17 protein-coding genes are annotated in these 22,016 nt (G+C 41.1%); all 17 read right to left on the bottom strand.

Features of this window, described 5'->3' with window-relative positions:
• Positions 1-25: 25 nt before the first annotated feature.
• The 17 genes from H6H03_RS13600 to H6H03_RS13520 all read right to left on the bottom strand — a co-directional run bounded on the left by H6H03_RS13600 (position 26) and on the right by H6H03_RS13520 (position 21,387).
• Positions 26-1,030, bottom strand: coding sequence for a hypothetical protein (locus H6H03_RS13600; RefSeq protein WP_190955623.1), 1,005 nt, complete (start codon positions 1,028-1,030; stop codon positions 26-28).
• 27 nt (positions 1,031-1,057) lie between these two features.
• Complete coding sequence (locus H6H03_RS13595; protein WP_190955622.1) at positions 1,058-1,984, bottom strand: glycosyltransferase; 927 nt, start codon at positions 1,982-1,984, stop codon at positions 1,058-1,060.
• Positions 1,985-2,007: 23 nt separating this feature from the next.
• Positions 2,008-2,706 (bottom strand): class I SAM-dependent methyltransferase, encoded by a 699-nt coding sequence (locus H6H03_RS13590; RefSeq protein ID WP_190955621.1) that lies wholly within the window; start codon positions 2,704-2,706, stop codon positions 2,008-2,010.
• Positions 2,707-2,819: 113 nt separating this feature from the next.
• Positions 2,820-5,114 carry a glycosyltransferase gene (locus H6H03_RS13585; protein WP_190955620.1) on the bottom strand — a complete coding sequence of 765 codons (2,295 nt, stop codon included), beginning with the start codon at positions 5,112-5,114 and terminating at the stop codon, positions 2,820-2,822.
• Positions 5,115-5,597: 483 nt separating this feature from the next.
• On the bottom strand, positions 5,598-6,560 hold the full coding sequence (locus H6H03_RS13580) for a hypothetical protein (protein WP_190955619.1): 963 nt from the start codon (positions 6,558-6,560) through the stop codon (positions 5,598-5,600).
• Between the two features lie 23 nt (positions 6,561-6,583).
• On the bottom strand, positions 6,584-9,610 hold the full coding sequence (locus H6H03_RS13575) for a N,N-dimethylformamidase beta subunit family domain-containing protein (RefSeq protein WP_190955618.1): 3,027 nt from the start codon (positions 9,608-9,610) through the stop codon (positions 6,584-6,586).
• 51 nt (positions 9,611-9,661) lie between these two features.
• The gene (locus H6H03_RS13570; RefSeq protein ID WP_190955617.1) at positions 9,662-10,852 is read right to left on the bottom strand and encodes a DegT/DnrJ/EryC1/StrS family aminotransferase; all 1,191 of its coding nucleotides are present in this window, start codon (positions 10,850-10,852) and stop codon (positions 9,662-9,664) included.
• A gap of 107 nt (positions 10,853-10,959) precedes the next feature.
• The gene (locus H6H03_RS13565) at positions 10,960-12,048 is read right to left on the bottom strand and encodes a class I SAM-dependent methyltransferase (protein ID WP_190955616.1); all 1,089 of its coding nucleotides are present in this window, start codon (positions 12,046-12,048) and stop codon (positions 10,960-10,962) included.
• Positions 12,049-12,061: 13 nt separating this feature from the next.
• Positions 12,062-13,039 (bottom strand): NAD-dependent epimerase/dehydratase family protein, encoded by a 978-nt coding sequence (locus H6H03_RS13560; RefSeq protein WP_190955615.1) that lies wholly within the window; start codon positions 13,037-13,039, stop codon positions 12,062-12,064.
• Positions 13,029-13,733, bottom strand: a complete 705-nt coding sequence (locus H6H03_RS13555) for an acyltransferase (protein ID WP_190955614.1) — start codon at positions 13,731-13,733, stop codon at positions 13,029-13,031. The genes H6H03_RS13560 and H6H03_RS13555 overlap by 11 nt, the downstream gene beginning before the upstream one ends.
• 12 nt (positions 13,734-13,745) lie before the next feature.
• Positions 13,746-14,840: a DegT/DnrJ/EryC1/StrS family aminotransferase gene (locus H6H03_RS13550; protein ID WP_190955613.1), complete on the bottom strand. Its 1,095-nt coding sequence runs from the start codon at positions 14,838-14,840 to the stop codon at positions 13,746-13,748.
• On the bottom strand, positions 14,837-15,865 hold the full coding sequence (locus H6H03_RS13545) for a Gfo/Idh/MocA family protein (RefSeq protein ID WP_190955612.1): 1,029 nt from the start codon (positions 15,863-15,865) through the stop codon (positions 14,837-14,839). The genes H6H03_RS13550 and H6H03_RS13545 overlap by 4 nt, the downstream gene beginning before the upstream one ends.
• Before the next feature lie 201 nt (positions 15,866-16,066).
• Complete coding sequence (locus H6H03_RS13540) at positions 16,067-16,597, bottom strand: acyltransferase (RefSeq protein ID WP_190955611.1); 531 nt, start codon at positions 16,595-16,597, stop codon at positions 16,067-16,069.
• A 19-nt stretch (positions 16,598-16,616) separates the two neighbouring features.
• Positions 16,617-17,897, bottom strand: a complete 1,281-nt coding sequence (locus H6H03_RS13535) for an ABC transporter ATP-binding protein (protein ID WP_190955610.1) — start codon at positions 17,895-17,897, stop codon at positions 16,617-16,619.
• Positions 17,898-17,912: 15 nt separating this feature from the next.
• Positions 17,913-18,758 carry an ABC transporter permease gene (locus tag H6H03_RS13530; RefSeq protein WP_190955609.1) on the bottom strand — a complete coding sequence of 282 codons (846 nt, stop codon included), beginning with the start codon at positions 18,756-18,758 and terminating at the stop codon, positions 17,913-17,915.
• Between the two features lie 30 nt (positions 18,759-18,788).
• Complete coding sequence (locus H6H03_RS13525; RefSeq protein WP_190955608.1) at positions 18,789-19,217, bottom strand: hypothetical protein; 429 nt, start codon at positions 19,215-19,217, stop codon at positions 18,789-18,791.
• Between the two features lie 817 nt (positions 19,218-20,034).
• Complete coding sequence (locus H6H03_RS13520; protein WP_190955607.1) at positions 20,035-21,387, bottom strand: glycosyltransferase family 4 protein; 1,353 nt, start codon at positions 21,385-21,387, stop codon at positions 20,035-20,037.
• Positions 21,388-22,016 lie beyond the last annotated feature (629 nt).

The following is a 22,016-nucleotide window of genomic DNA, read 5'->3' as shown; positions in this document are numbered from 1 at the left end:
AAAACCTTTATTTTTGGTTAAAATTCTACCAGTAGCAACCATTTTCAGTTCCATGAGATTGCACAAAATTATTAACTGTTGCCGGCTTTTCTGAGGGAAGGGGATGTACCCAATGTTCGTTAAATAATTTTTGGTAATAAGGTCTTTCATCCCATCTTGCACCACGAATACCAAATAAAATTTGAGTACCTCCTCCAAGGTGAATAGCCTTTTTGCCAATATTCTTGACAAAAGCAGCTAATGGCAAACCATAGGCTCCTGCGCCGATAACAGCTATATCAAAATCAATATTGGAAATGCGATCGCACATAAAATTAAGAGCATCAAACCATGTGGGAAAATCTACACTATTTCCTGCAATAGATTGAACTGCTGGCATGGTTTTTAGTTCAAATTCTGGTAAAACTTTGCTATCCGCAAATAACAAATGTCTTTTATTATACTGTTGTTTGATACTTTCTTCAAAAGGATATATTACTAAAACTGTTTTTCCTTCTAAAGCTGCTGACCAAGGCCGTTCATGGCGATACGGTTCTAAATCTGTTAGTAATACTTTTGTTGCATTTATTGTATTAGGTAATATTTGGCTAAATCGCTCCTCTGCTTCTAACCAGGAACCAAGTACATCAATATTTTTGATATCACGAATCATTAATTCACAAAAACGATTTAAGTTAGTTTCGTCAGCGGGGAAAAAGCCAGATAAATTTATAATTTTTTTCTTGACTGATTCATCCCACCAAAACCAACCAAAATCGCCATTGATATATTTAATGCTTTTCAGTAAAAGGCTTGATTTATCGATGATATTTAAATATACCAAAATAGTATCAAGTTCTGTAGAACCTAGTCTACTAATCATACAGGGTTTATCTCTCGATAAAATATCTTTTATATAATCTCCTGCCTCTTGCCCTTGGATATCAAAATGTGTTTGGCATTTGTCTAAAGTTTTGTCAGAAATGCCAGGTCTTCTTCGAGAAATTAAATATCTACTTATATTCAAAAACGAACTAATTATCGTATTCATATAAAATTGAATATTATTTAATAATAACTAGATAACGGCATTTTCTTGCATTTTAATCTCTTTCAGAGCCAAATTTTTACCCTTAATTCCTGCTTGATGGAAAGAGTATGTTTTTAAGCCATATCGTAAAAATAAATATAGCGAATATATTTTTGAGCTTTTCCAAAAAGATTGGGGCACAAGAACACCTCGAAAATATGCGAGGATTGTTTGCGAGTAAGCCAGTCCTTCTACTAAACGCAACAGATAGTCTTCTTGTAAACGATTAGCAGGTATTAAGTGAGTCAGTTTTAAAGATGCAAATAGGCCTGTACCTAAACCGATATCACAGGCTGTAAATGCTAAGTCTGAGTCTCCACAAGAGGTAAGCATTTTACCTTTGCGATCCATATTTGCTCGTTGAGGATTTTCACGAACTAACTCGCTGTACTTTTGTGCAACAACCTTACGGATGCAAAGCCCAGCCCCACATGGGGTTGTTTCATATTGCTCTGTTAAATTAGACCAGCGATCGCCCTGAAATTCTCGAATTGCCAAATTTCCTAAATAAGGTTTTGCCCAAGATGGAGGTGGTACTTCAAATTCAGGTTTAATTTGCCCACCCCAAGCACCAATAAATGGAAAATCTTTACTAATCCGCCATGTGGTTTCTAAATAATTTGAATCTAAAACGTTATCATCATCAACAAATACTATTACTCCAGCTGTAGCTTCTCGAACTCCTCTCAGCCGAGCCGCAGTCAGCCCTAGCTGTTCTTCTCGAATATGGCGAGCTTGGGGATGCCAACTTAAATCAATTTCCAGAGCTAGAGGGCGATCGCTAGCATTATCAACTAACAAAAGTTCCCAAAAATCTTTAGATAATGTTTGAGATTTCAGCGCTTCTAAAACCCTCTCCAAATAATTTCGCCGAGGATTGTGAGCACAGATAATGATACTAAGGGGTAGTTCCATATAAAATGACTTTGGGCTTTGTTTTAAAATGCTGAATGTTCAAATTCTAAACAACCTTTTTCTACTTTACGTAGCCAAAGAAGATTATCAACTTGTCCGCCAAATTTCCATTTACCACTAGCAAGAGCTTCACCAATTGTTCTAGCTACACCTTCAAAAGCAATACAATCATGGAATGCAAGAATACCTCCTCCCACAATCCAAGGAGTTGCTTTTTCGTAATCATTTTTGGCTCCTTGGTAACTATGATCGCCATCAATAAAAACAAGATTTAGATGATTATCAAGAAAATCTGAAGGTATCAGTTCTTGGCTATTCTTCCTAATCATAGTGATGTGATGAGCTACTGCTTTAGTATTATTTTTAAACTCCTTGAATGTATCTCTTTCACCCTCCGGCATAGTTTGGTTTTCCCAAGTATCAACACAAAACAAGTGTCCGCCTTTTGGAGCCAAAGCAGCCGCAATATAACAACTAGATGCTCCTAAATAAGAGCCTATTTCTAAAGCTTTTGCAGATTCTCCAAGTTCCTTAGCTAATATGTAGAGCGTATTTAGTTCGCGAGCAGTCATGTGTGTGCTTATGTTTTTCTTATTTAAGCAACTTAGTTTGCTAAGTTCTCTATTAATTGAAGAACTTTGGAAATCAGTTAATAATTGTTCTGCTCGCCAAACCAAGTGATATGATGCTCTGTAAGAAAAATCCTTCATTTGCATTTTCATTTTCTTAAATCTCCAAAAATCTGTTTTCCTCAACACTGACAACGAGTAATGAAAATTTATATTCTCTACTCTTTACTCACCATTGCCTAATTACTATTTTTCCAGTAGATTATTTAAGTAATTTGCTCAAAAATCGCATAACCGTTACGTAATTCTGGATTTTCAGTAAATACTAAATAATTGGAATCTAAAATGAGTTTTTGATGATTTTTGTAGTTTTCAAATGTATTTATGTCATCAAGTAAAACAAATTTATAGTCTTCCAATTCATTGTCTAATTCTTCAATACTTATGCTTAATTGAGAGCCATCAATTAAAACAATATCAAAAAAATTAACATTGTTTTCCTCTTTAATATTTCTGATAACTTTAGTGGTTTCTTTAGCTAATTCTTCTGAAGAACTTGGTAGAATATCATAAAATTTAACAACATCACCGATAAAACGCTTTTGCAACTTATTAAATTTAGGACTAGAAATATTGATACAAAAGGCGGTTGGCTTGTTTGGATTCTCTCTGATGCCTGTTAAAAGTGCTTCGGTAATCACCTCTCCACTAGACGCTCCAATTACTAAAGCTGTTTTGATATCTTCTTCCTTGACTATTTTGCGGATTGTTTGAAAAAATTCATCAGATTTTATAGTTGAAAACTCGTAAGGCAGGAAGTAGCCAAATCTAGTTTCTAAACGAGATAGCGGCTTACGTAGTAATGTTTTTAAATTTAAAATCAGCCACTGCTTTACCGAACTTTTATAAGTTTTGAAACTGATAAACTCAATCGATTTATAAACCAAATTAGATGATTTGGCAAAAGTTTTGGTTTGTTTGTTTAATGATTGAGATTTTAAATAAGCCGGATCGCTCAACAATTTAGCAAATTCAAATTGTTGACATGCTGTAAGCAGCATACAGATTTCCTTGAGCCAGTCTTGGAAGTTTCGGCTAGGCAATCGGTGAGCGCTATAGCGGCATTTTAATGAGTCACTGTAGGGTAAAACATCTCCACTTATGAGAGTATTAACAACCCAACGAGTCCGATCTAGTTCGGGATGGCAAAGAGACGGAAACTTATTAGCATAGTTAACAGCATCATTTAATTTTCCTTGACAAAGGAGAGTAATAATTAAATAAGCCCACTCTAATGGATCGGGATCTGTAGCTTTTAGTAGATCGAGAGTCCATTCAATTGGCTGAATAATCCAATAATGTGCCGTTGGTGCATTTCCTTTGTAGAGGTTACATAATGCCAGCCGGAATTTTGGTTGTGCTTGAGAGTCTACAAAGTTTAAGCATTTGAGATACAAAGCTTCTGCTTCATCATATTTACCCGCCCAGAGTTTTTCATCTCCTTGACGCAGCAGCGCTACATCCGATGCGTTCACAACAATATGTGAATTTTTAATTGCTGATGAACTGTCTACAACCGTCAAAGGCTCAAAAGGACTTTTTTGAACAATCCTTTGATTTGGTTTTAGAGCTTTGTGTAAATGAAACCATTGCAAAATTTGATCTCGTTGTTTTAATGTATGTTGGGAATGAACTAGTTGATAACCAGCATTAGTAATTTTCTCTAATTCTTCTCGATTTTGAAATAAATAATCCAGTTTATCTAATATGTCATTTTCATCAGCAAAGACGCAATTTTCCATATCAACAAAACCTGCTGCTTCAACAGTTGCATTTTTTTCTGTGATCAAACAGGATTTAGAACCAGGAATTTCTAGAAATTTGCGAACAAATTCCCTTGCCATTGTGCCGCACGTAGGTGAAAAAGAAGAAGCATTAATCATCCGAGCATACTGTTCGCCAAAAAGCATTCTTGATGTTTCTCGGTTTTGCATATATCCTAAGTGCGGACAAATTAGAGTGGGGTAATATTTAGCAACAAGTCTATTAATTTTTTGTCGCCAAGGATATAGTGATGTTTGGCTGCCAGTAATCAGCACTGGGATATTTTTAGGCTGATTATAGTCTCTAAATATGTCAGAATCTATGAAATTTGGCCAGATAAATAATTTCTCGGCAATCTCTGGAAGATATTCAGCTAAAGGAATTGATATTGTAAAGACTGTCTCTATTCCCCAATGTTCGATATCGGAAAGAAAGGCTGAATGAAATCCACAAAAAGAATCTCCGTTATAGAAAGCTAATTTTGGTATTTCTGGATAATAATGAGTATTTTTAACCCGTCGTTTATCAGATGAAGCATTACCAGTTTCAAACAATGTTAAATCTGGTTGATATTGTTCGCAAATTTCTTGATAGTCACTTTCGTCGCTAATAACAATTACTTCAAAAAATTCTGATAAGCACTTAACATGCTCTTGTTTATGTACATTATAAAATTTGGCTGATCCTTGATTATTCCATTGAAAAAAAACAAGTTTTGGCTTATTAATATTATTCATAATTCTCCTTTATATAATTTTTTTTAACTCTAATTGCTTAATTTTATGTGTTATGTATGTTTTAGAATATATCGTAGACTTTTAATATTAATATTACCAATTAATCTATTTTTTGAAGTTATCATTTTTTAGCAAGAAGGGAAGCGATTGCACAAAGGTTTTAATTCATGCGATCGCTTCTCGCTCACTAACACCAATTCTCTAAAATTCACTAACAGATTCAACTCTTGAAATCTAGATCCAATCTGAATTTATTAACTGTGAATCGCGTTAGCGCGGCGGTGCTAGAACTTACGCACTGAAGTCTGAAACCGAGATCCCCCCTAGCCCCCCTTAAAAAGGGAGGAAATTTAAAAGCCTCCCTTTTGAAGGGGGTTGGGGAATCTGAGTGCGTAAGTCCTGGCTGCGTACTCCTACAACAAGCAAGCTACGCGATAGCGTCTCGTAAAGAAGCCCATCGCGAATTAGTATAAACTTCTAATTCTACGGAGCGAATGTAAACTTTTCAGATTCAAAGTTCCTCACTCGCCCCAGCTTGCCGGTTTTCACGTCTACTGTAAATACGGCATTGTTTTTTCTATTAGTATCAGCAGCAACCGCATACAATTGACCAGAAGGAGAGAAAGCCAAGTCTTTAAGATCGTTAGAAAGAGGGCGTCCTTCAAATATCAGTGGCGCCAGTCTCTTAATTTTCACCTTGCCAGTAATTAGGGCTTTCTCTTGTAAGTTGATTGAAACTAAAATCGGGATACCTTCTGAGCCGATCTCAGTTGCGAAAATATTTCCCTTAGCATCTTGGCAGAGGTTAGCGAATCGATGGGTGGGCGGTAGTGAAGGTAGATCCAAATCGTCGCGGTCAAGAACTTTACCTGTTGTGAAATCTATCGTTCTGAGACTAAAAGGCGGGATGCCCTCAGTTCCTACCAGACACAGAAGTCGATTATTGGGAAGGCTCAGCAAACTTTCAACGGTTTGATTGGATTTCTTAAAGCCTAGTACTTTTTTCGCTTTAAATACAGGGACAGCAGCATTACCGACAGTAAAAAGCAGATGGTTGAAAAAACCATTTCTCGTGCTAGACACAGTAGAAATTACAAGACTTCCATCTTTAAGCGCGATCGCTTTTGTAACTCGGTTCGGACTAGCAACATAGAAAGCTTTTGCTTTTTTTGGTACAGACAAGGGGTTGTCAACGAACAGAGATAGGCGATTGAGCTTAGAAAGAACTTTTCCTGTTGCGAATTCGGCAGTACTCAGCTCTATTGACGGAGTTTGATCTTCGGGGTTTTGATTGTTGGGTGTACTAAGAGGCTTTACTCCATAAAGAATTTCCTGCTTGAGTTCGCTCTTCTGAGCAATTGCCTTATTAGACAAACCAGCCACAACAGTAGAAGTCAAACTAGCAGCAGCCAGCTGGCCAAATTGTCGGCGTTTCAATGATGGCATTACGATACTCCTTGCGGTGTGCTTTAAGGAACAACCAGATTTGCATTTGGTGTCTGGGGTTTAGCCCCCATATCTGCTAAGATGTTGACAGTTATTTGCTTGGCGCGAATATCTTCCCGAAATGGGCTAACGCCGTCACTGTCTAACCCCCATGCCCACTGAATGGTACCGGAGGCAAAAACTTTAGCCCCACTACTAGCTGTGTAGCGGACTGAGTGAGATTTAGTAAAATCCTGATTGGCAGGAAGTGACTGTTCTCCAGGGGGTTCGTCAAAGGTGGGCAATACAGTGGAGGGTATGGTTGCCGACTCAGACAATTTGACGAGTCCAGAAGGAGTAGACCCATTATTAACAATAAAATCCCATTCATAACCCACTAACATAGCCAGCTGATCTCCATTCTGGAGTCCTGTGTTCGCGTAGTAAGGATCGTTAGCGTTGGTGACGGTAAAATTAAAACCACCGTAGGTATCTAGGTCGCTACCGTACATCACTCCGAACAAAGCGTTTTCTGGCCGCTGGTTCTGGACGCTGCGGAATTTATTAGTTGCGGCTGATGGTCCCTGCTGCTGGGCAACTGGATCTAGTGCCCAATCTGCTTTATAACAGGTCATCACCCGGTTAGGTCTGACTTGTCCCGCAGCAGTAGTAGAACTTTCAAACCTCACTCGCCAATAACAACTATTAGCTGAGAAAATTCCTAAATTAATTCCGGCATTGCGGGCAGCCTCGACGCGATCGCGCATTTCTTTAGACCAGTACTCATCGTGACCTACAGAGAGGAATACTTTGTGATTGAGCAATTGTTGTCCGTTAGTATGAACCTGCATACTGTCGATGTAGGTAACATCGTAAGCTTGAGATTCTAGCCAACGCACCATATTGTATTCCCATCGCAGAGGTGTGTCTGCTTCGTTGGAATTTTGATAAGTCGCCTGGGCAAAGGGTCGGTCGTAGGAAACCTGGAAAGCCCGCTGGCCGTTAATGCTGTTAGAACTGTACAAGCTGTAGCCCCCCGTGGAGCTATAGGCTAAGACAGTAGAAACGGCACTCTGGAATAAAACATCAGCCGTGCTGCTATCATCGCGGACTACAAACCACACATGTGCCACCACGCCAGTTGCCTGGTCAGTGAGTTTCGCTACATAAATACCACTAGTCCAGTTACTGCCTACCTGCAAGACGTAGGAAGTTGTCCAGTTACACTCAACTAGTCCAGTATCATAGTTAACACTACAGGCGGGTTGGGTCGTGCCATTGAGGGAACCGCTGCTTGCCATCAACCTTCCTCCCTTACCACCGTAGTAGCCTAAGCGATACACATCGATGGTATATTGTCCAGGTTGTCCAAGAGAAACCTTAATGTCTAGTGTTCCCCCTTTATTGACACTGGTCGCCGAGGCATAACCCGCGATCTCGCCATTACCCCGGTTGTCGAGCTTCCAGTTAGTCGTGCCTGGATTGAGGTTTTCCAAATAGATCGGATTCGGGTTTGTGGGAATTGCCGTAGCCGAAAAGGAGGTAGTGCCAATACCTATTGCCGTCGCCCTGACTGTCACGCCTCCAGGTGCGCTAGGAGCCTGTCCCAGAGTTACAGTTGTACTTGCTTGACCGCTAGCATTAGTTACTGCACTAGTAACCGAGAGCGATCCCCCACCACTGATAATATCAAAGTTCACCGTCACCCCTGACTGAGGAGTGTTTTGAGCGTTTACAACTCGTACAACTAGGGGGTTGGGCAGAACTGCTCCCGTTGTGGCACTCTGATTGTCTCCACTGACTTTAACCAAGGCACTGCCGACGATAAAGCCAATGTCGCGATAATAGTTAGTATTCCGGTAAGAACTCGTTGGGAAAGAATTTGGATTTAAGTTATATACCCCATTACTGCCGTCTGCTACTGAGCTAAGATTGCCATTAACTATCGGGCTAGCCAGTTCATCATAAGTGGCCACGTAATGGCTGTTTACGTTCACAGAAACCACATAAGTCGTATTGGCTTGAATATTTATCGGTGTTTCTAAAATCTGTTCCTGCCAGCCAGAAGCCGTTTCGTTAGTAAAAACGACACTTGCTAATAGAGTTCCCGTTGCCGTCCAGATTTTGCCGACATGACTTCCTGTCTCGCTAGCAGCTTTCCAGTAGCGAATGGTGGCAACTCGTCCGCCTTGAGCGCTGCGGAATTTCAAGCCTAATTCATAGGAAGAGTTATAATCTGTAGAATTTGGAAAATCTGGAACTTGATTTGTAAACAGAGTTTGACTTTCCCCCGAAGGACTGGCATTAGCAGAAAAGATAACGCTGCCTATGTTTTCTGCTGTGGCAGTTACAGTATTAATCACACGACTTGTAGCGCCAGGATTTGCTCCAAGGGTTAAGGTGGTACTAGCCTGACCATTAGTATTGGTGACTGCACTTAAAGGTGATACCAATCCCCCCCCACTGCTAACGGCAAAGGTTACCGTAGTTCCTGACTGGGGATTGCCAGCTGCATCTTTGACCTGAACAACCAAGGGATTGGGTAAAGCAGTTGCGGCTGCACCAGTTTGATTGTCGCCGCCGATCTTTTTAATCGTCGGTTGGGGAATAGCTACAAAGTCGATGTCACGGAAATAGTTCGTATTCCGGTAAGAACCATTGGGGAAAGATCCAGGCGTGAAATTATACACACCATTTTGACCGTCTGCCACCGAGCTAAGATCTTCATTGACGATCGCACTATCGAGCTCGTCATAAGTAGCAACGTAATAGCTATTTACGTTGACAGAGACCACATAAGTCGTGTTTGCTTGAACGATCAATGGTGTGTTCAGAGCCTGCTGCTGCCAGCCAGAAGCGGTTTCGTTAGTAAAAGTAGTGCTTGCTAACAGAACTCCGGTTGCTGACCAGATCTTGCCAATATGAGTTCCTGTCTCGCTAGGGGCTTTCCAAAACCGAACGGCCAAAATCTCTCCCGTTGCGGTGCTGCGGAATTTCATCCCTAATTCGTAGGGAACGCTATCACTGTAATTTCCAATGTTTGGAACTTGATTGCTGAAAATGGTAGCCATAGTTAATTTTCCATAAGGTTTAATGACTACGGAAGATAAAAAGTAACTTCTCTAAACCTGACAAGCCACTTTCAAAACTTCCACCACATAGTCCTGTTCCTGTTCAGTCATCTGATGAAACAGAGGTAGCAGGACTGTGTGGTCTTGTGCCTGTTCACTCTCAGAAAGGCGATCGCACTTTCCAACTTGACACTCACAAGCTTTCGGCTCAACTCCACATGACCAAGCTTGTGTTTGATAAGCACTTTCACGGTGAGCGCACATAATTCCGCGTCGTGTGGCAATGCCAGCATCTAACATTCGCTGCATTGCTTGAAGCTGGTCGTATCTCTCTGTAAGCCTTATACAAAAACTTTGCCAGTTACTCTTGGCCCAACTTGGCTCGGTGGGTAACTTTAATCCCGGCACATCTTGGAGTTTTTCCTGATATTGCTGTGCCAAATAACGCCGACGTTTCACAATCTCTGGAAGGCGTTTGAGTTGTTCTCGTCCAACTGCTGCTTGAATATCAGTCATGCGGTAGTTGTAACCTAGCATGGGGTATGACTCAAATATCACCTGTTTTGCACCGTGGCGCACAGTATCGGGAACGCTCATCCCATGTTGCCGCCAAAGCCGAAACTGCTTGTCCCATTGGGGATTATTTGTAGTCAGCATCCCACCGTCACCAGTGCTGATGATTTTTCGGGGGTGAAAAGAAAAGCAAGCGATATCTCCATGCGGCTTGCCAATTTTCTCCCACTGCCCATTCCAGAGAATTTCACTACCGATGGCACAAGCCGCATCTTCAACTACTGGCAACCCGTGGCGGTGGGCAATATCCAAGATGGCTTTGAGGTCGCAAGGCATCCCGATCTGGTGGACAATCAAAATCGCACGGGTGCGATCGCCAATGGCCTCCTCAATTAATATCGGGTTGATGTTGTATGTCTGTGGTTCAATATCCACAAACACTGGTATTCCGCCGCAGTAGCGAATACTATTAGCAGTGGCAATATAAGAATGGCTGACGGTAATCACTTCATCCCCTGGTTGCACGCCTACAGCTAATAGCGCTAAATGCAATGCTGTGGTGCAGTTGGAGACGGCACAGGCGTAGTTTGCTCCTACGTAAGCGGCAAATTCTTGTTCAAAAGCAGCTACTTCTGGCCCTTGTGTTACCCAGCCAGACATGATTGGACGCTTAGCTGCTTCAGCCTCCGCTTCGCCCATCCAGGGTTTGGTAATTGGGATATTGTGCATTTTTCTTAATAGTTAAAATAGCTATTTCTTTGAACACAATCTATGATTAGCTCGAATTTTTAAAACCGAACAATGTTCTAACTTTTTTACTGCCTAAAGCTAAGCCGTCACGAATGTCTACGCGCAAGCACATACATATGACCATTCATAGGTACGCTTGGCAAACGTTTGGCAATACGAGCAAGCAAACCATCAATACGCCTTAAAGTCCGAAAAAACAGATTGGAAGGCAGAGATCGTTGCGGCTGAAGCCCAAGTAACCGACCTAGTGCATTTGGTGTATACAATAGGTCATTGAAGTCATCATCATGGCGCGGACTTAAGAAATCTAGTTCATACACTAGGCTTGCAAAAAGTTTTTCCATTACTCCCCAAGACTGTTGTATTTCGATACGTTCTATATTGAAGCCAAAGCGTGACAGCAGACAAATAAGTGCCTTCTTCGTAAACAAACTGATATGGCATGGTGCCGTGTAAGGTGCATCGGCATACCAGGGAAAGAAAAGACCAAGTAGGTTATCAACAGCGGGCGTAGCAATCAGTATGCATCCACCAGGTTTAACAAGACTTGCAATCTGCTTGAAGAAAATATCTGGTTCCGGAAGGTGCTCGATTACCTCAAGGAGTGTTACACAGTCATATAACTGATGCTGTAGCTCCTCAGGTGATAAGGCGATCGTCAAATCGTAATTACGCTTAGCAATTACTACACTTTGGCGGTTCAGTTCGAGACCTTCAACATTCAAAAAGTTGAACTTGTCACGCAAAAGTGACACAAAGGTTCCTGGACCACAGCCATAATCCAGAATTTTGAGCGATTTGTCGTTTCCCAACCAAGTTGCGAGATGGTGCATTGTATCAGTACCAATGCTGATGCTGAAATGATTTCCTTGGGCTATTTGCTTTTCTTCAAGCTGCCTGTAATTACAGTAGAAAGGGCTGTTATAGAAGGCACTAAGAACTTTGTCTGAAGGAACTGGATTTGCAAATCTAAAACCACAGGCGCGACAGCGGCTATATGGCATATGCCGTATTGTTGCGAACTTCGTAACAGACCGCATCTGGCACGCAGGGCAGATGTCGATCTGACGCCACGATTTTATTTCTGTAACAAGCTCTTTATTAAATGTACTCAGAGTTGGCGTAGTAACGTAGCCTGGATTACTTACTGGTTGTGAAATATTGTTGTTTAGCATAACTTACTAGTAATTATTTTTTACTTAAGTTTTCCTCTGTCTGCTTTTGAGAATGCCACCAACTAACTAATCTTTCTAATCCTTCTTCTAAAGATACCTGCGCTTTAAAACCCAAAAGCTCCTGTGCTTTACTCACATCAGCAAGTCGGCGTGCCACAGGGTTGACTTTGCGTTCTGGACCATATTCTGGCTGCAAATCTGAACCCATCACTTTAGCCAAACTATAGGCTAGGTCGTTCAAGCTGGTTTCCACATTACTGGCAATATTAAACACCTCATCAGTGACATCAGCTTTAGCAGCCAAGATATTTGCTCTGGCAATGTCTTCGATATACACAAAGTCCATTGTCTGTTTGCCATCACCGAAAATCAGTGGTGGCTGACCTTTAGCGATGCGCTCCATCCAGCGAATCAGTACTTCAGTGTATACGCCGTAAATATCCATACGCGGGCCGTAGACATTGAAATACCGTAATGCTACATAGTCCAGCCCATACATATCATAGAAACTGCGTAATAAACCTTCGTTAAAGACCTTTGCCGCACCGTAGAGAGTACGGTTATTGTAGGCGTGATGAGATTCGGTTGTTGGGAACTCCTCTGCCATACCGTATATTGAAGCTGATGACGCAGCGACTACCTTTTTTACCCCAGTTTTGACTGCTGCTTCTAACACATTGAAAGTACCATCTGCTAACACTTCCAAAGCTAGACGCGGTTCTTCGGCACATTGGGTAATTCGGATTGCTGCTTGATGAAAGACTATATCTACACCTTCCATGACTTCACTCAGGAGTTTTTGATCCCGGATATCACCTTCGACAATTACCAAAGGGCCGTGTTCCTTTGCCCAAGCAAGGTTTTTCAATTGTCCACGAGTGAAGTTATCTAGGATAATAATTTCCGAGACTCCCTCTTTTACCAGTAAATCGGCAATATGGGAGCCAACTAAACCTGCACCACCTGTGATTAAAATTCGCTTATTTTGCATATTCTTCCTTTAATGTTTCATATCCTTCCCGCCAGCGTAAAAATTTAGCAGGCACACCAGCTACGATCGCAAATGGCGGTACATCTTTAGTAACAACAGCCCCAGCACCAACGATACTGCCTTTGCCAATGGTCACACCTGGCAGAATTACTGCATTCATACCAATATCAGCCCCTGTTTCCACTTTTACCGATTTAATTTCTAAATCGGTTTGGATAATTGGCACATCAATCGGCAAGCCAGTATGTGCCGAACCTAGTACTTTTGCACCCGGCCCCCATCCCACATAATCTTCAATAATTAAATCGCGAGCATCAAAATAACTCTGCGGCCCAATCCAAACGTGGTTACCAATGATGCAAGTACCATCGAATCTTCCCTGAACGTAGCTTTGGGAACCAATAAATACCTGGTTCCCAATCTCAAAGGTTTCGAGATGTTTAAAGCCTACACCATTACCAATACGAACGTTATGACCAAATTTGCGTGCTACCGCCCGCCAAATGGCTCGTCGCATTAGCCCATCAAAGTCGCCGTCACTTGTAGCAAAGCGGGCGTATAATTCGATTAATGGTTTTTGTTCGTACTGAGTGCGTAAATATTCTGCTAGTTGAATTTCAAAGTCAGGGTCTAGCTTTTGAGCTTGTAAGCCGTGGACAGCTTTGACTATCTTAGTCTTACCTGGATCGGACATTGAACTCCTGGGTTATGTAAAGCTAATTACTGCTTTGGCAACTTGAGTTTGTGACTCTTTGCTTAGTTCTGCATACATCGGCAGAGATAATACTTCTTTGGCTGCCGCTTCTGAGTGGGGAAAATCTCCAGCTTTATAACCCAATTCAGCATACGCTTGCTGGAGATGAACTGGAATTGGGTAATGAATGCCTGTTTGAATTTCCAACTCTTGGAGGCTTTGTTGCAGGGCGTCTCTTTGTGGCGATCGCACTGCATAAACATGGTAAACGTGGCGGCTGTAAGGCATCACAGTAGGTGTGCTAACACCAGAGTCTGCCAACAGTTGGTCGTAGTATGCTGCGTGACTTCTTCTGGCTTCTGTCCAGGCTTCGATGTAGCGTAACTTCACCCGCAAAATCGCTCCCTGGATGCCATCCATGCGATAGTTATAACCTTTGAGAATGTGGTGATACCTGCGTTCTTGACCCCAGTCGCGCAGCATTCCCATAATCCGCGCATATTCGGGATTTTTAGTGACTGCCATACCTCCCTCACCGTAAGCCCCTAAATTTTTACCAGGGTAAAAACTAAAACAACCAATATCACCAATACTACCGATACGTTGGCCTTTGTACTCGGCGCCGTGAGCTTGGGCTGCATCTTCAATAACAGTCAAACCATAACGGCGAGCAATATCTAAAATTGGCTCCATGTCTGCTGGTTGACCGTATAAATGTACGGGCAGAATGGCTTTTGTTCGCTCAGTTATGGCTTTTTCAATTTGGTTGACATCGATTGTGTAGGAAACAGGATCGATATCTACGAAAACGGGTGTGGCTCCGGTGTAACAAATTGCTGCTGTGGTCGCTACGAAGGTGAAAGGTACGGTAATTACTTCGTCTCCAGCGCCGATGCCTGCTGCTAATAATGCTAAATGCAGGGCACTAGTACCTGTATTGACAGCAATGCCATAATCTGCGTTGCAGTAATCTGCAAATTCTTTTTCTAATGCTTTGACTTCATTGCCCAAAACGAATTGGGTGCTTTCCAGGACTTTTAAGACGGCTGTATCAATTTCGTCTTTAATACTTAAATACTGAGCTTTTAAATCTACAAATGGAATCATGCTGCTACCTCTGCCACATTCAGTTCAATTAATTGGCCTTGTTTTTTGAGAGACTGGGTTGCAGCTTCGAGAATTCTGACTACTCGCAGTCCTGCTTCTCCATCAGTCAGGGGGCGATCGCCTTTTTGAATACAATCAATGAAGTGTAATCCTTCTGTCTTGAGTGCCTCTGTCATATCCAACTTGGGCGACCACATATCTCCTGTGCGATAACCAATCATCATCTGGTAGACGCTTTCAGCATTGCCGTTGACTGTAATACCCTTGTCGTAAATTTTGAGTTTCTCACTCGGTTCTAAGTCATCGTAAACAATCATCCGTTGACTACCACCAATCAATGTGCGGCGGATTTTCACTGGCGCTAACCAATTGACATTTATGTGAGCGATGAGATTTTTTTCAAAGAATAAGGTCAAGTAGGCGAGATTTTCCGGTTCTCCAGGAACGTGGCTAACGCCTGTGGCCGAGACAGCATAAGGCTGGGATGGCAATACATAGTTCATAATAGATAAATCGTGGACTGCCAAATCCCAAATGACATTCACGTCATGCTGAAAAAGTCCCAGGTTGACGCGTACAGAATCATAGTAGTAAATGTCACCCAGAGAATTAGTGGCAATCAAATCGTGCATTTTGCGTACAGCACCGGTGTAAACAAAGGTGTGATCCACCATTAACACTAGGTTACGTTTTTCTGCCTCTTCAATCAGCCGCTTTGCTTGTTCGGAGGTAGTTGTCATTGGCTTCTCGACTAGCACGTGTTTGCCAGCCTGCAATGCAGCTAAAGCTAATTCAAAGTGAGTTGAAACTGGTGTGGCAATGGCTACAGCGTCAATTTTAGGATCTGTAAATATATCTCGACAATCTTGAGTAACTTGGATAATAGGATATCGAGCTTGCACTTTTGCTAGTAGTTCTGGTTTAAAATCGCTGACTGTTTTTACCTGAACTCCTGGCATTTCGACAAAATTTCTTACTAAATTCGGCCCCCAATAACCATAGCCGATGACACCGATATTTATCATGTTTCTTGTTGCTTTTAATTAATCAGAATTTATTTTTGAAGCACTATCAACTACTGCCACAGAGGCAATAATTGATAGTTGGATTGTAATTTATTTTCTATTTGGTCTAAAAAGCTTTATTTTTGCAAGGCTTAATAATTCGCTAAAAATTTAGCCAATGTCCAAAACTAAAATTGTTCAAACAGGACATAAGCAAAAATCTCATAAACTAGTAGCTGAAATTTGCAAGTTTTGGCCATCGCCTACGGCGGGGCGTAGGCCATCGCGCACATCCCCTATAACACGAGCAGGGACTCCAACTACAATTGCATAATCAGGAACATCGCGAGTTACTGTGGCTCCAGAACCGACGATGGCTTTTTCACCAATAGTTACCCCCGGCAGGATGGTAGCGTTACTACCAATAGATGCACAGCGCTTCACTAAAGTTTTGATTGTATACCAGTCATCAGCTGTTTTTAAACTACCATCTTCATTGGTTGCACGGGGATAAAGGTCATTAGTAAACATGACTCCATGACCAATAAATACTTCATCTTCTAGGACAACGCCTTCACATAAAAAACTGTGGGATGAAATCTTACACCGACTTCCAATGGTGACATCTTGCTGAATTTCAACAAATGCCCCTATTTTCGTATCATCGCCGATAACGCAACCGTAGAGGTTTACAAGATCGGGATGAAAAATCTTGACGTTTGTGCCTAATTTAACATCATTTTTTACAGCCATTATTTAATCTGCCTTCAAATTAATGCTTTTCCACTGTTTGCCAAATAGCATCTTCTAAATAAGTACACTCATCAGCTTGCCATTGATAATCTACACGCTCGAAGTTGTGCATAGTCACTTCAAACGGGCAAATTTCTCTCAAGTTTTCTAGCAGAGTATCGCTACGACGGTTGGAAAACCATGTCGTTAAGGTGTATGAACCCATATACAGTCTCAATTTGGGAATCTCACATCGCAGAATAAATATTCCCGGCTCTCGACAAAAGGGAGCATCAGAGTTGAAAAGCCAGAATATACAAATCCCTTGTTGTAAAAAATTGACTATCTGAAAGGAAAAACGCAGACTTTCATGAGGTTCACTTACATGTAGGGCAAACTCAAAGGTAATCGGTTCTCCCCAACAGTGAATTCCTTGCCCTTCAGAGGTGTGTGCCCTTGCCCAAGCTACATAATTACCACTTTTGTTGGTAGGAGCTTGGTAATAAGCTTGGGATACAGAATCATCTTTTTCCCCAGCCATGTATAACTGCACTGCTTTGCCAGTATCACCATCAAACTGAACGCTACCCTTAGAAAGTAGTATGCAACGTTTGGTGAGTTGGGCGATCGCTTGCATACTATGACTTACAAATAAAACTGTTCGTCCTTCTTTGGTGGCAACATCACCCATTTTCCCCAAGCACTTTTTCTGAAATGCTGAATCCCCCACAGCCAAAACTTCATCGACAATTAAAATCTCTGGCTCTAAATGGGCTGCAACAGAAAAAGCAAGCCGCACGTACATTCCTGAAGAATAGCGCTTGACTGGGGTATCTAAAAACTTTTCCACCTCAGCAAAGGCTACTATTTCATCAAATTTCTTTTTAATTTCGGCTTTACTCATTCCCAAAACGGAACCGTTGAGATAAATGTTCTCGCGTCCCGTTAATTCTGGGTGAAATCCTGTCCCTACTTCTAATAAACTCGCCACCCGCCCTTTGATGGCGATACGTCCCCTCGTGGGTTCGGTAATTCGGCTGAGAACTTTTAATAAAGTAGATTTACCGGCGCCATTGCGTCCAATCACACCAATGGCTTCACCTTGTTGAATCTCAAAGGAAATATCTTTTAAAGCCCAAAATTCTTCCCGCGCTGGGTTGGGGATTTTTTTGCCACTAGGTTTAATAAATGCCTTGGCAAAAGATTTAGCACCATCAGCAATTACATCCCTCAGCGCTTTGTAGCGACTTCTTCCTTCCTGCTGGTGAGCGATGATATATTTTTTGCTTAAATTTTCTACACTAATGATGTTCTCAGACATCTGCACAGATCCTTGCTAAATTACGTCAGCAAATGTCCGTTCCACTTTGCGGAAGTACCAAATGCTACTTACCAGCAACAGAGCAACTAGTCCTAAAGATAGCGTGAATCCAGCCCAATAAAGTTTGGACTCTCCCCCTAAAATAGCCCAGCGAAAGCCATCAATCACGCCTACCATTGGGTTTAAATAGTAAAGCAAACGCCATTGCTCTGGCACAATACTGCTACTAAAACCTACGGGCGAAATGTATAGACCAAACTGCACAATAAAGGGCACAATATAACGGAAGTCTCGATATTCCACATTTAAAGCTGCCAACCATAGCCCCACCCCTAATGAAGCAGCAAAGGCAATGGCAACAAATAACGGTAAGGATAATATCCGCCAACTGGGAACAAAATTATACCAAGCCATTAACCCTAAAAGGATCATCCCAGAAATGAGGAAGTCCACAAAGCTAACAATCACCGAACTAGCAGGCACAATCAGGCGGGGAAAGTAAACTTTAGAAATCAAGTTAGCATTGCTAATTAGGCTGTTACTACACTCACTTAGGGCACTGGCAAAAAATTGCCAAGGTAACAAGGCGGCAAATACCAGTATTGGATAGGGTGCTGTGCCTTCTGAAGGTAATTTCGCCAAGTTTCCAAAGATTACGCTAAAGACGACCATCGTTAAAAATGGTCGAATCAGTGCCCAAAGCATACCAATGGCTGTTTGCTTGTAGCGTACTAAAATATCACGCCAGGACAGAAAATAAAATAGCTCTCGATAGCGCCATAGGTCTTTCCAATATTGCTGCTCTGTTTGTCCAGCTTCAATTATTAACTCTGGCTTTGACGTAATTCTTTTACTATTCATAATATTAATTAAAGACCACGCTTTTGAGCGTTAAGTGACCAACTGAAAATCTCGGATGCTGCGATAATTTAGCACCTTTGCCTGCCTACGAGTGAATTCTCCCACGGAAGGGTTTCCCTGGGGATCGATCGCTCCTGTTACCTGTTGCCAAAGTTCTTGTGGCGCTAGAGAAACTTTATAGGTGTGTTCGTCGGACTTACAAATGTGATACCACTTTGTCTGCTGGCACTGGTCGCACCAAAAGGCCTCCAACCATTCTCCCTCCAAGGAAACTGTGGTTTGGTTGGCTACAAGCATCAATGCACTGCGGCGGCTCATACCTCGCTGTTGTAATTGTCCTGCTCGATGGGCAAACAATTGATATTTTTGACTCCTGCTTTCTAGGCAGCAGCCATGATTTGGACAGTAGATAGCTCGCCGTTTTGAACGTTTCCGATTTCGGTCACACCTTCTCTGCAATTCGGCCTCCCACTTGATTAAATAAACAACAAATTCTGGAAGGTTACGTTGGAGGAACTGAGATCGAAAAGACCATCAAAGCTCATCTCCTAAAGTTAAAAACTAATTACTATTTAATTAAAGTCAGCTGATTTAAAAAGATTATTAAATCGTGAATTTGTTTCTTGTAATGTAGCAACAAGTTTCACCTTGTTATTAGACAATAATATTGCCTATTTTTTTAATAAGTGATTATTTATCACTGTCAATCTGTCTTAGAGCATAACATACTCTGGCGACTTCATATTATCTTAATGAAACTCATTACAATCGAAACACAAAACTATTTTTTGCATTACTTGTGCGATTCTAATCATACAAATAAGTAAGACTGATAAAATACTTATCATCTATAAGCCTAACTGCTAACTGTTAGTATTGGTCTATTATGAGAATTATTTTTCAGTTCAATTACGCATTAAATACAATCCTCCAAAAATTAAATTTTATTCAAGATACAAAAGTTTTTATTTAAGCAAGGTGTCGGTCTAGCTTAAATAAAAAGGTAAATGTCTATGGTGAAACAGTATTTTGTATTTTGTTTGCCTATTGTGGCAGTGTTTCAAGATTGAGAAAGTACTGCCAAACTCAAAAGATGATAATAAATCTTACTATCAATTTGTGAGTGTTGACTGACTCTGCTAATAGGATTTCACTGGTGCAGAGGCACAAGCAAAGGACAAAGGAAAATAATTTGTACTCTGCATTTTTGAGGATTGGTATGAGGCTAAAGGGATTTTGAGCCTACACCAATCTGTTTCGATTATTTCGCAAATAACTATTTTGTATGGCTTTGAGACATAGCGATCGCATCATCAGATAAGATTGCTTGCTGCAAAACATCAAGGTATTGTTGAGAGATAATCTTGGGTGTGAAATGCGAACGCAAGTATTGACGGCCTGCTTTGCCCATACGCTCTCCCAATTGCCGATCGCGACTGAGTAAGCGAATAAATTGAGCTAAAGCATGACTATCTCCGTTGTCAAATGTGCCACCGCACTCAGCTTCAGCAACCAGTTCTCTCAAGTATGAATACTCCGAACAAATCACCGCTATTGGTCGTCCCGATGCTAAAGCTGAGTAAAGCTTGCTAGGAACGACTAAACTCTCGGTGGATGCATCCACACTCACTAGTGAGAGATCGCAAGCTGTTAATGAATAAGGAAGTACCTGCTTGTCTTGATATGGCAAAAATGTAAAATTCAAGAGTCCTAATTCATTCACTTGTTGAATCAATTCATCGCGTTTGGCTCCACCACCAATACAGACAAATTGAATTGGCTCATCTTGTAGTTCTTGAGCAGCTTCAAGCATAGTTGCCATATCATGGCAGCGTCCCATATTCCCAGAGTAGAGTACGGTAAATTTGTCTACTAGCTTATGCTCCAACGCAAACCAATTTTCTTGCTTCGGAATTGGCACAATCAATTCCGGGTTCGCCCAACTGTGGATTACTGAAATTTTATCGGCTACTTGCGGGCAGTTTGCTAGTACTTGCTGTTTCATGGCTGGACTAAGAACCACAATTCCCTTAGCGTTTAGCCAAACTTGTCTGTTAATAGCACGCCATAACCTTGCTATCCAATTATGCTTTGAGATCACTCCCAAAGCGATCGCAATATCGGGATAAAGGTCATACAGAATGCAAACATAGGGGATTCTAAACAGCATATGAGCCAGATATCCGATGACTGGCAAAAATGGTGGAGCCGTAGTTACCAACAATACATTGCTGCGCCGCCAAGCTCTGAGTAAATAGAGCGCAGCACGTAAGGTGTATAAGATTCCATTGACAGCTTTGCCGCGAATTCGTCCCGGCCAAAGTTGGGCTGTGCGCGATCGTTGAACTCGGATTCTACCCATACGTTCAACTGGTAAAGCAGCTGTATGAGAGTCAAACGCATATCCTGGCTGACTTGTAAAAACTTCAATATCAACTCCTTGCTGCCCCAATTGTTTCACCAGTTCCTCAATCAACTGTCCTGTGGGAGCATAGTCTGGTGGAAAAAACTGTGTGATCACAGACAATTTGATAGATTGCTGGCTTTTTAGAGAATAATCATTTTTTACATCTATCCGTGTAGAAATGGATTGCAAAAATTTTTGATTAATCCATTTATTGAGTCTCATCACTTGTATCCTATTGTAGAAATCTTATTCAATACACTACTGAACTGCTCAAGCCATTAATCAAACACCAAAAGTTATCTTAATATTAAGAAATATTTTCAATTTGCCTAAAGTAAGATGATTAATTTGCGAGTATACATAATAGTCTCTTCAGAAACGCACATATATAAATATATAAACATATATACAAGAACCGCGGTGCTAATTTTAACCGCTTAAATATGTCTATTAATATATACTCGTTTAACTTGTATACACGGTCTTTTGGGAACATAGGAACACAACAAAAAGCAAAAGTCTAAATGGCTACCGTCATATTAGACGTGTAATATCACTCTACAATAACACTTTTTACAGGCTTCTAAGCAACTTTACTTGATCTCTAGATAACTCTAAAAGCTATTATGTACTGATTTAGTCTAAAAAATAGAAAGTCTATGGTCATTGGCTTTAAGGTATTTTGGTTTACTTAATGGAGACTCAAACAAGCAATATTTTTTACATATAAATATTGGCTATTGTTTGGGATTCAATACTATATTTTACATGTAACTTGTTACAAGAATACCATGACAAAAAAATGTTTCAAATTTACTGAGACACTTTACAAAAAATTTATTTTTTTGGCA

The sequence above is a fragment of the Nostoc paludosum FACHB-159 genome (genome assembly GCF_014698835.1).
Classification (GTDB): Bacteria; Cyanobacteriota; Cyanobacteriia; order Cyanobacteriales; family Nostocaceae; genus Nostoc; species Nostoc paludosum.
The sequence above is the reverse complement of the archived record's forward strand: the minus strand, read 5'-3'. Positions and strand labels throughout refer to the sequence as shown.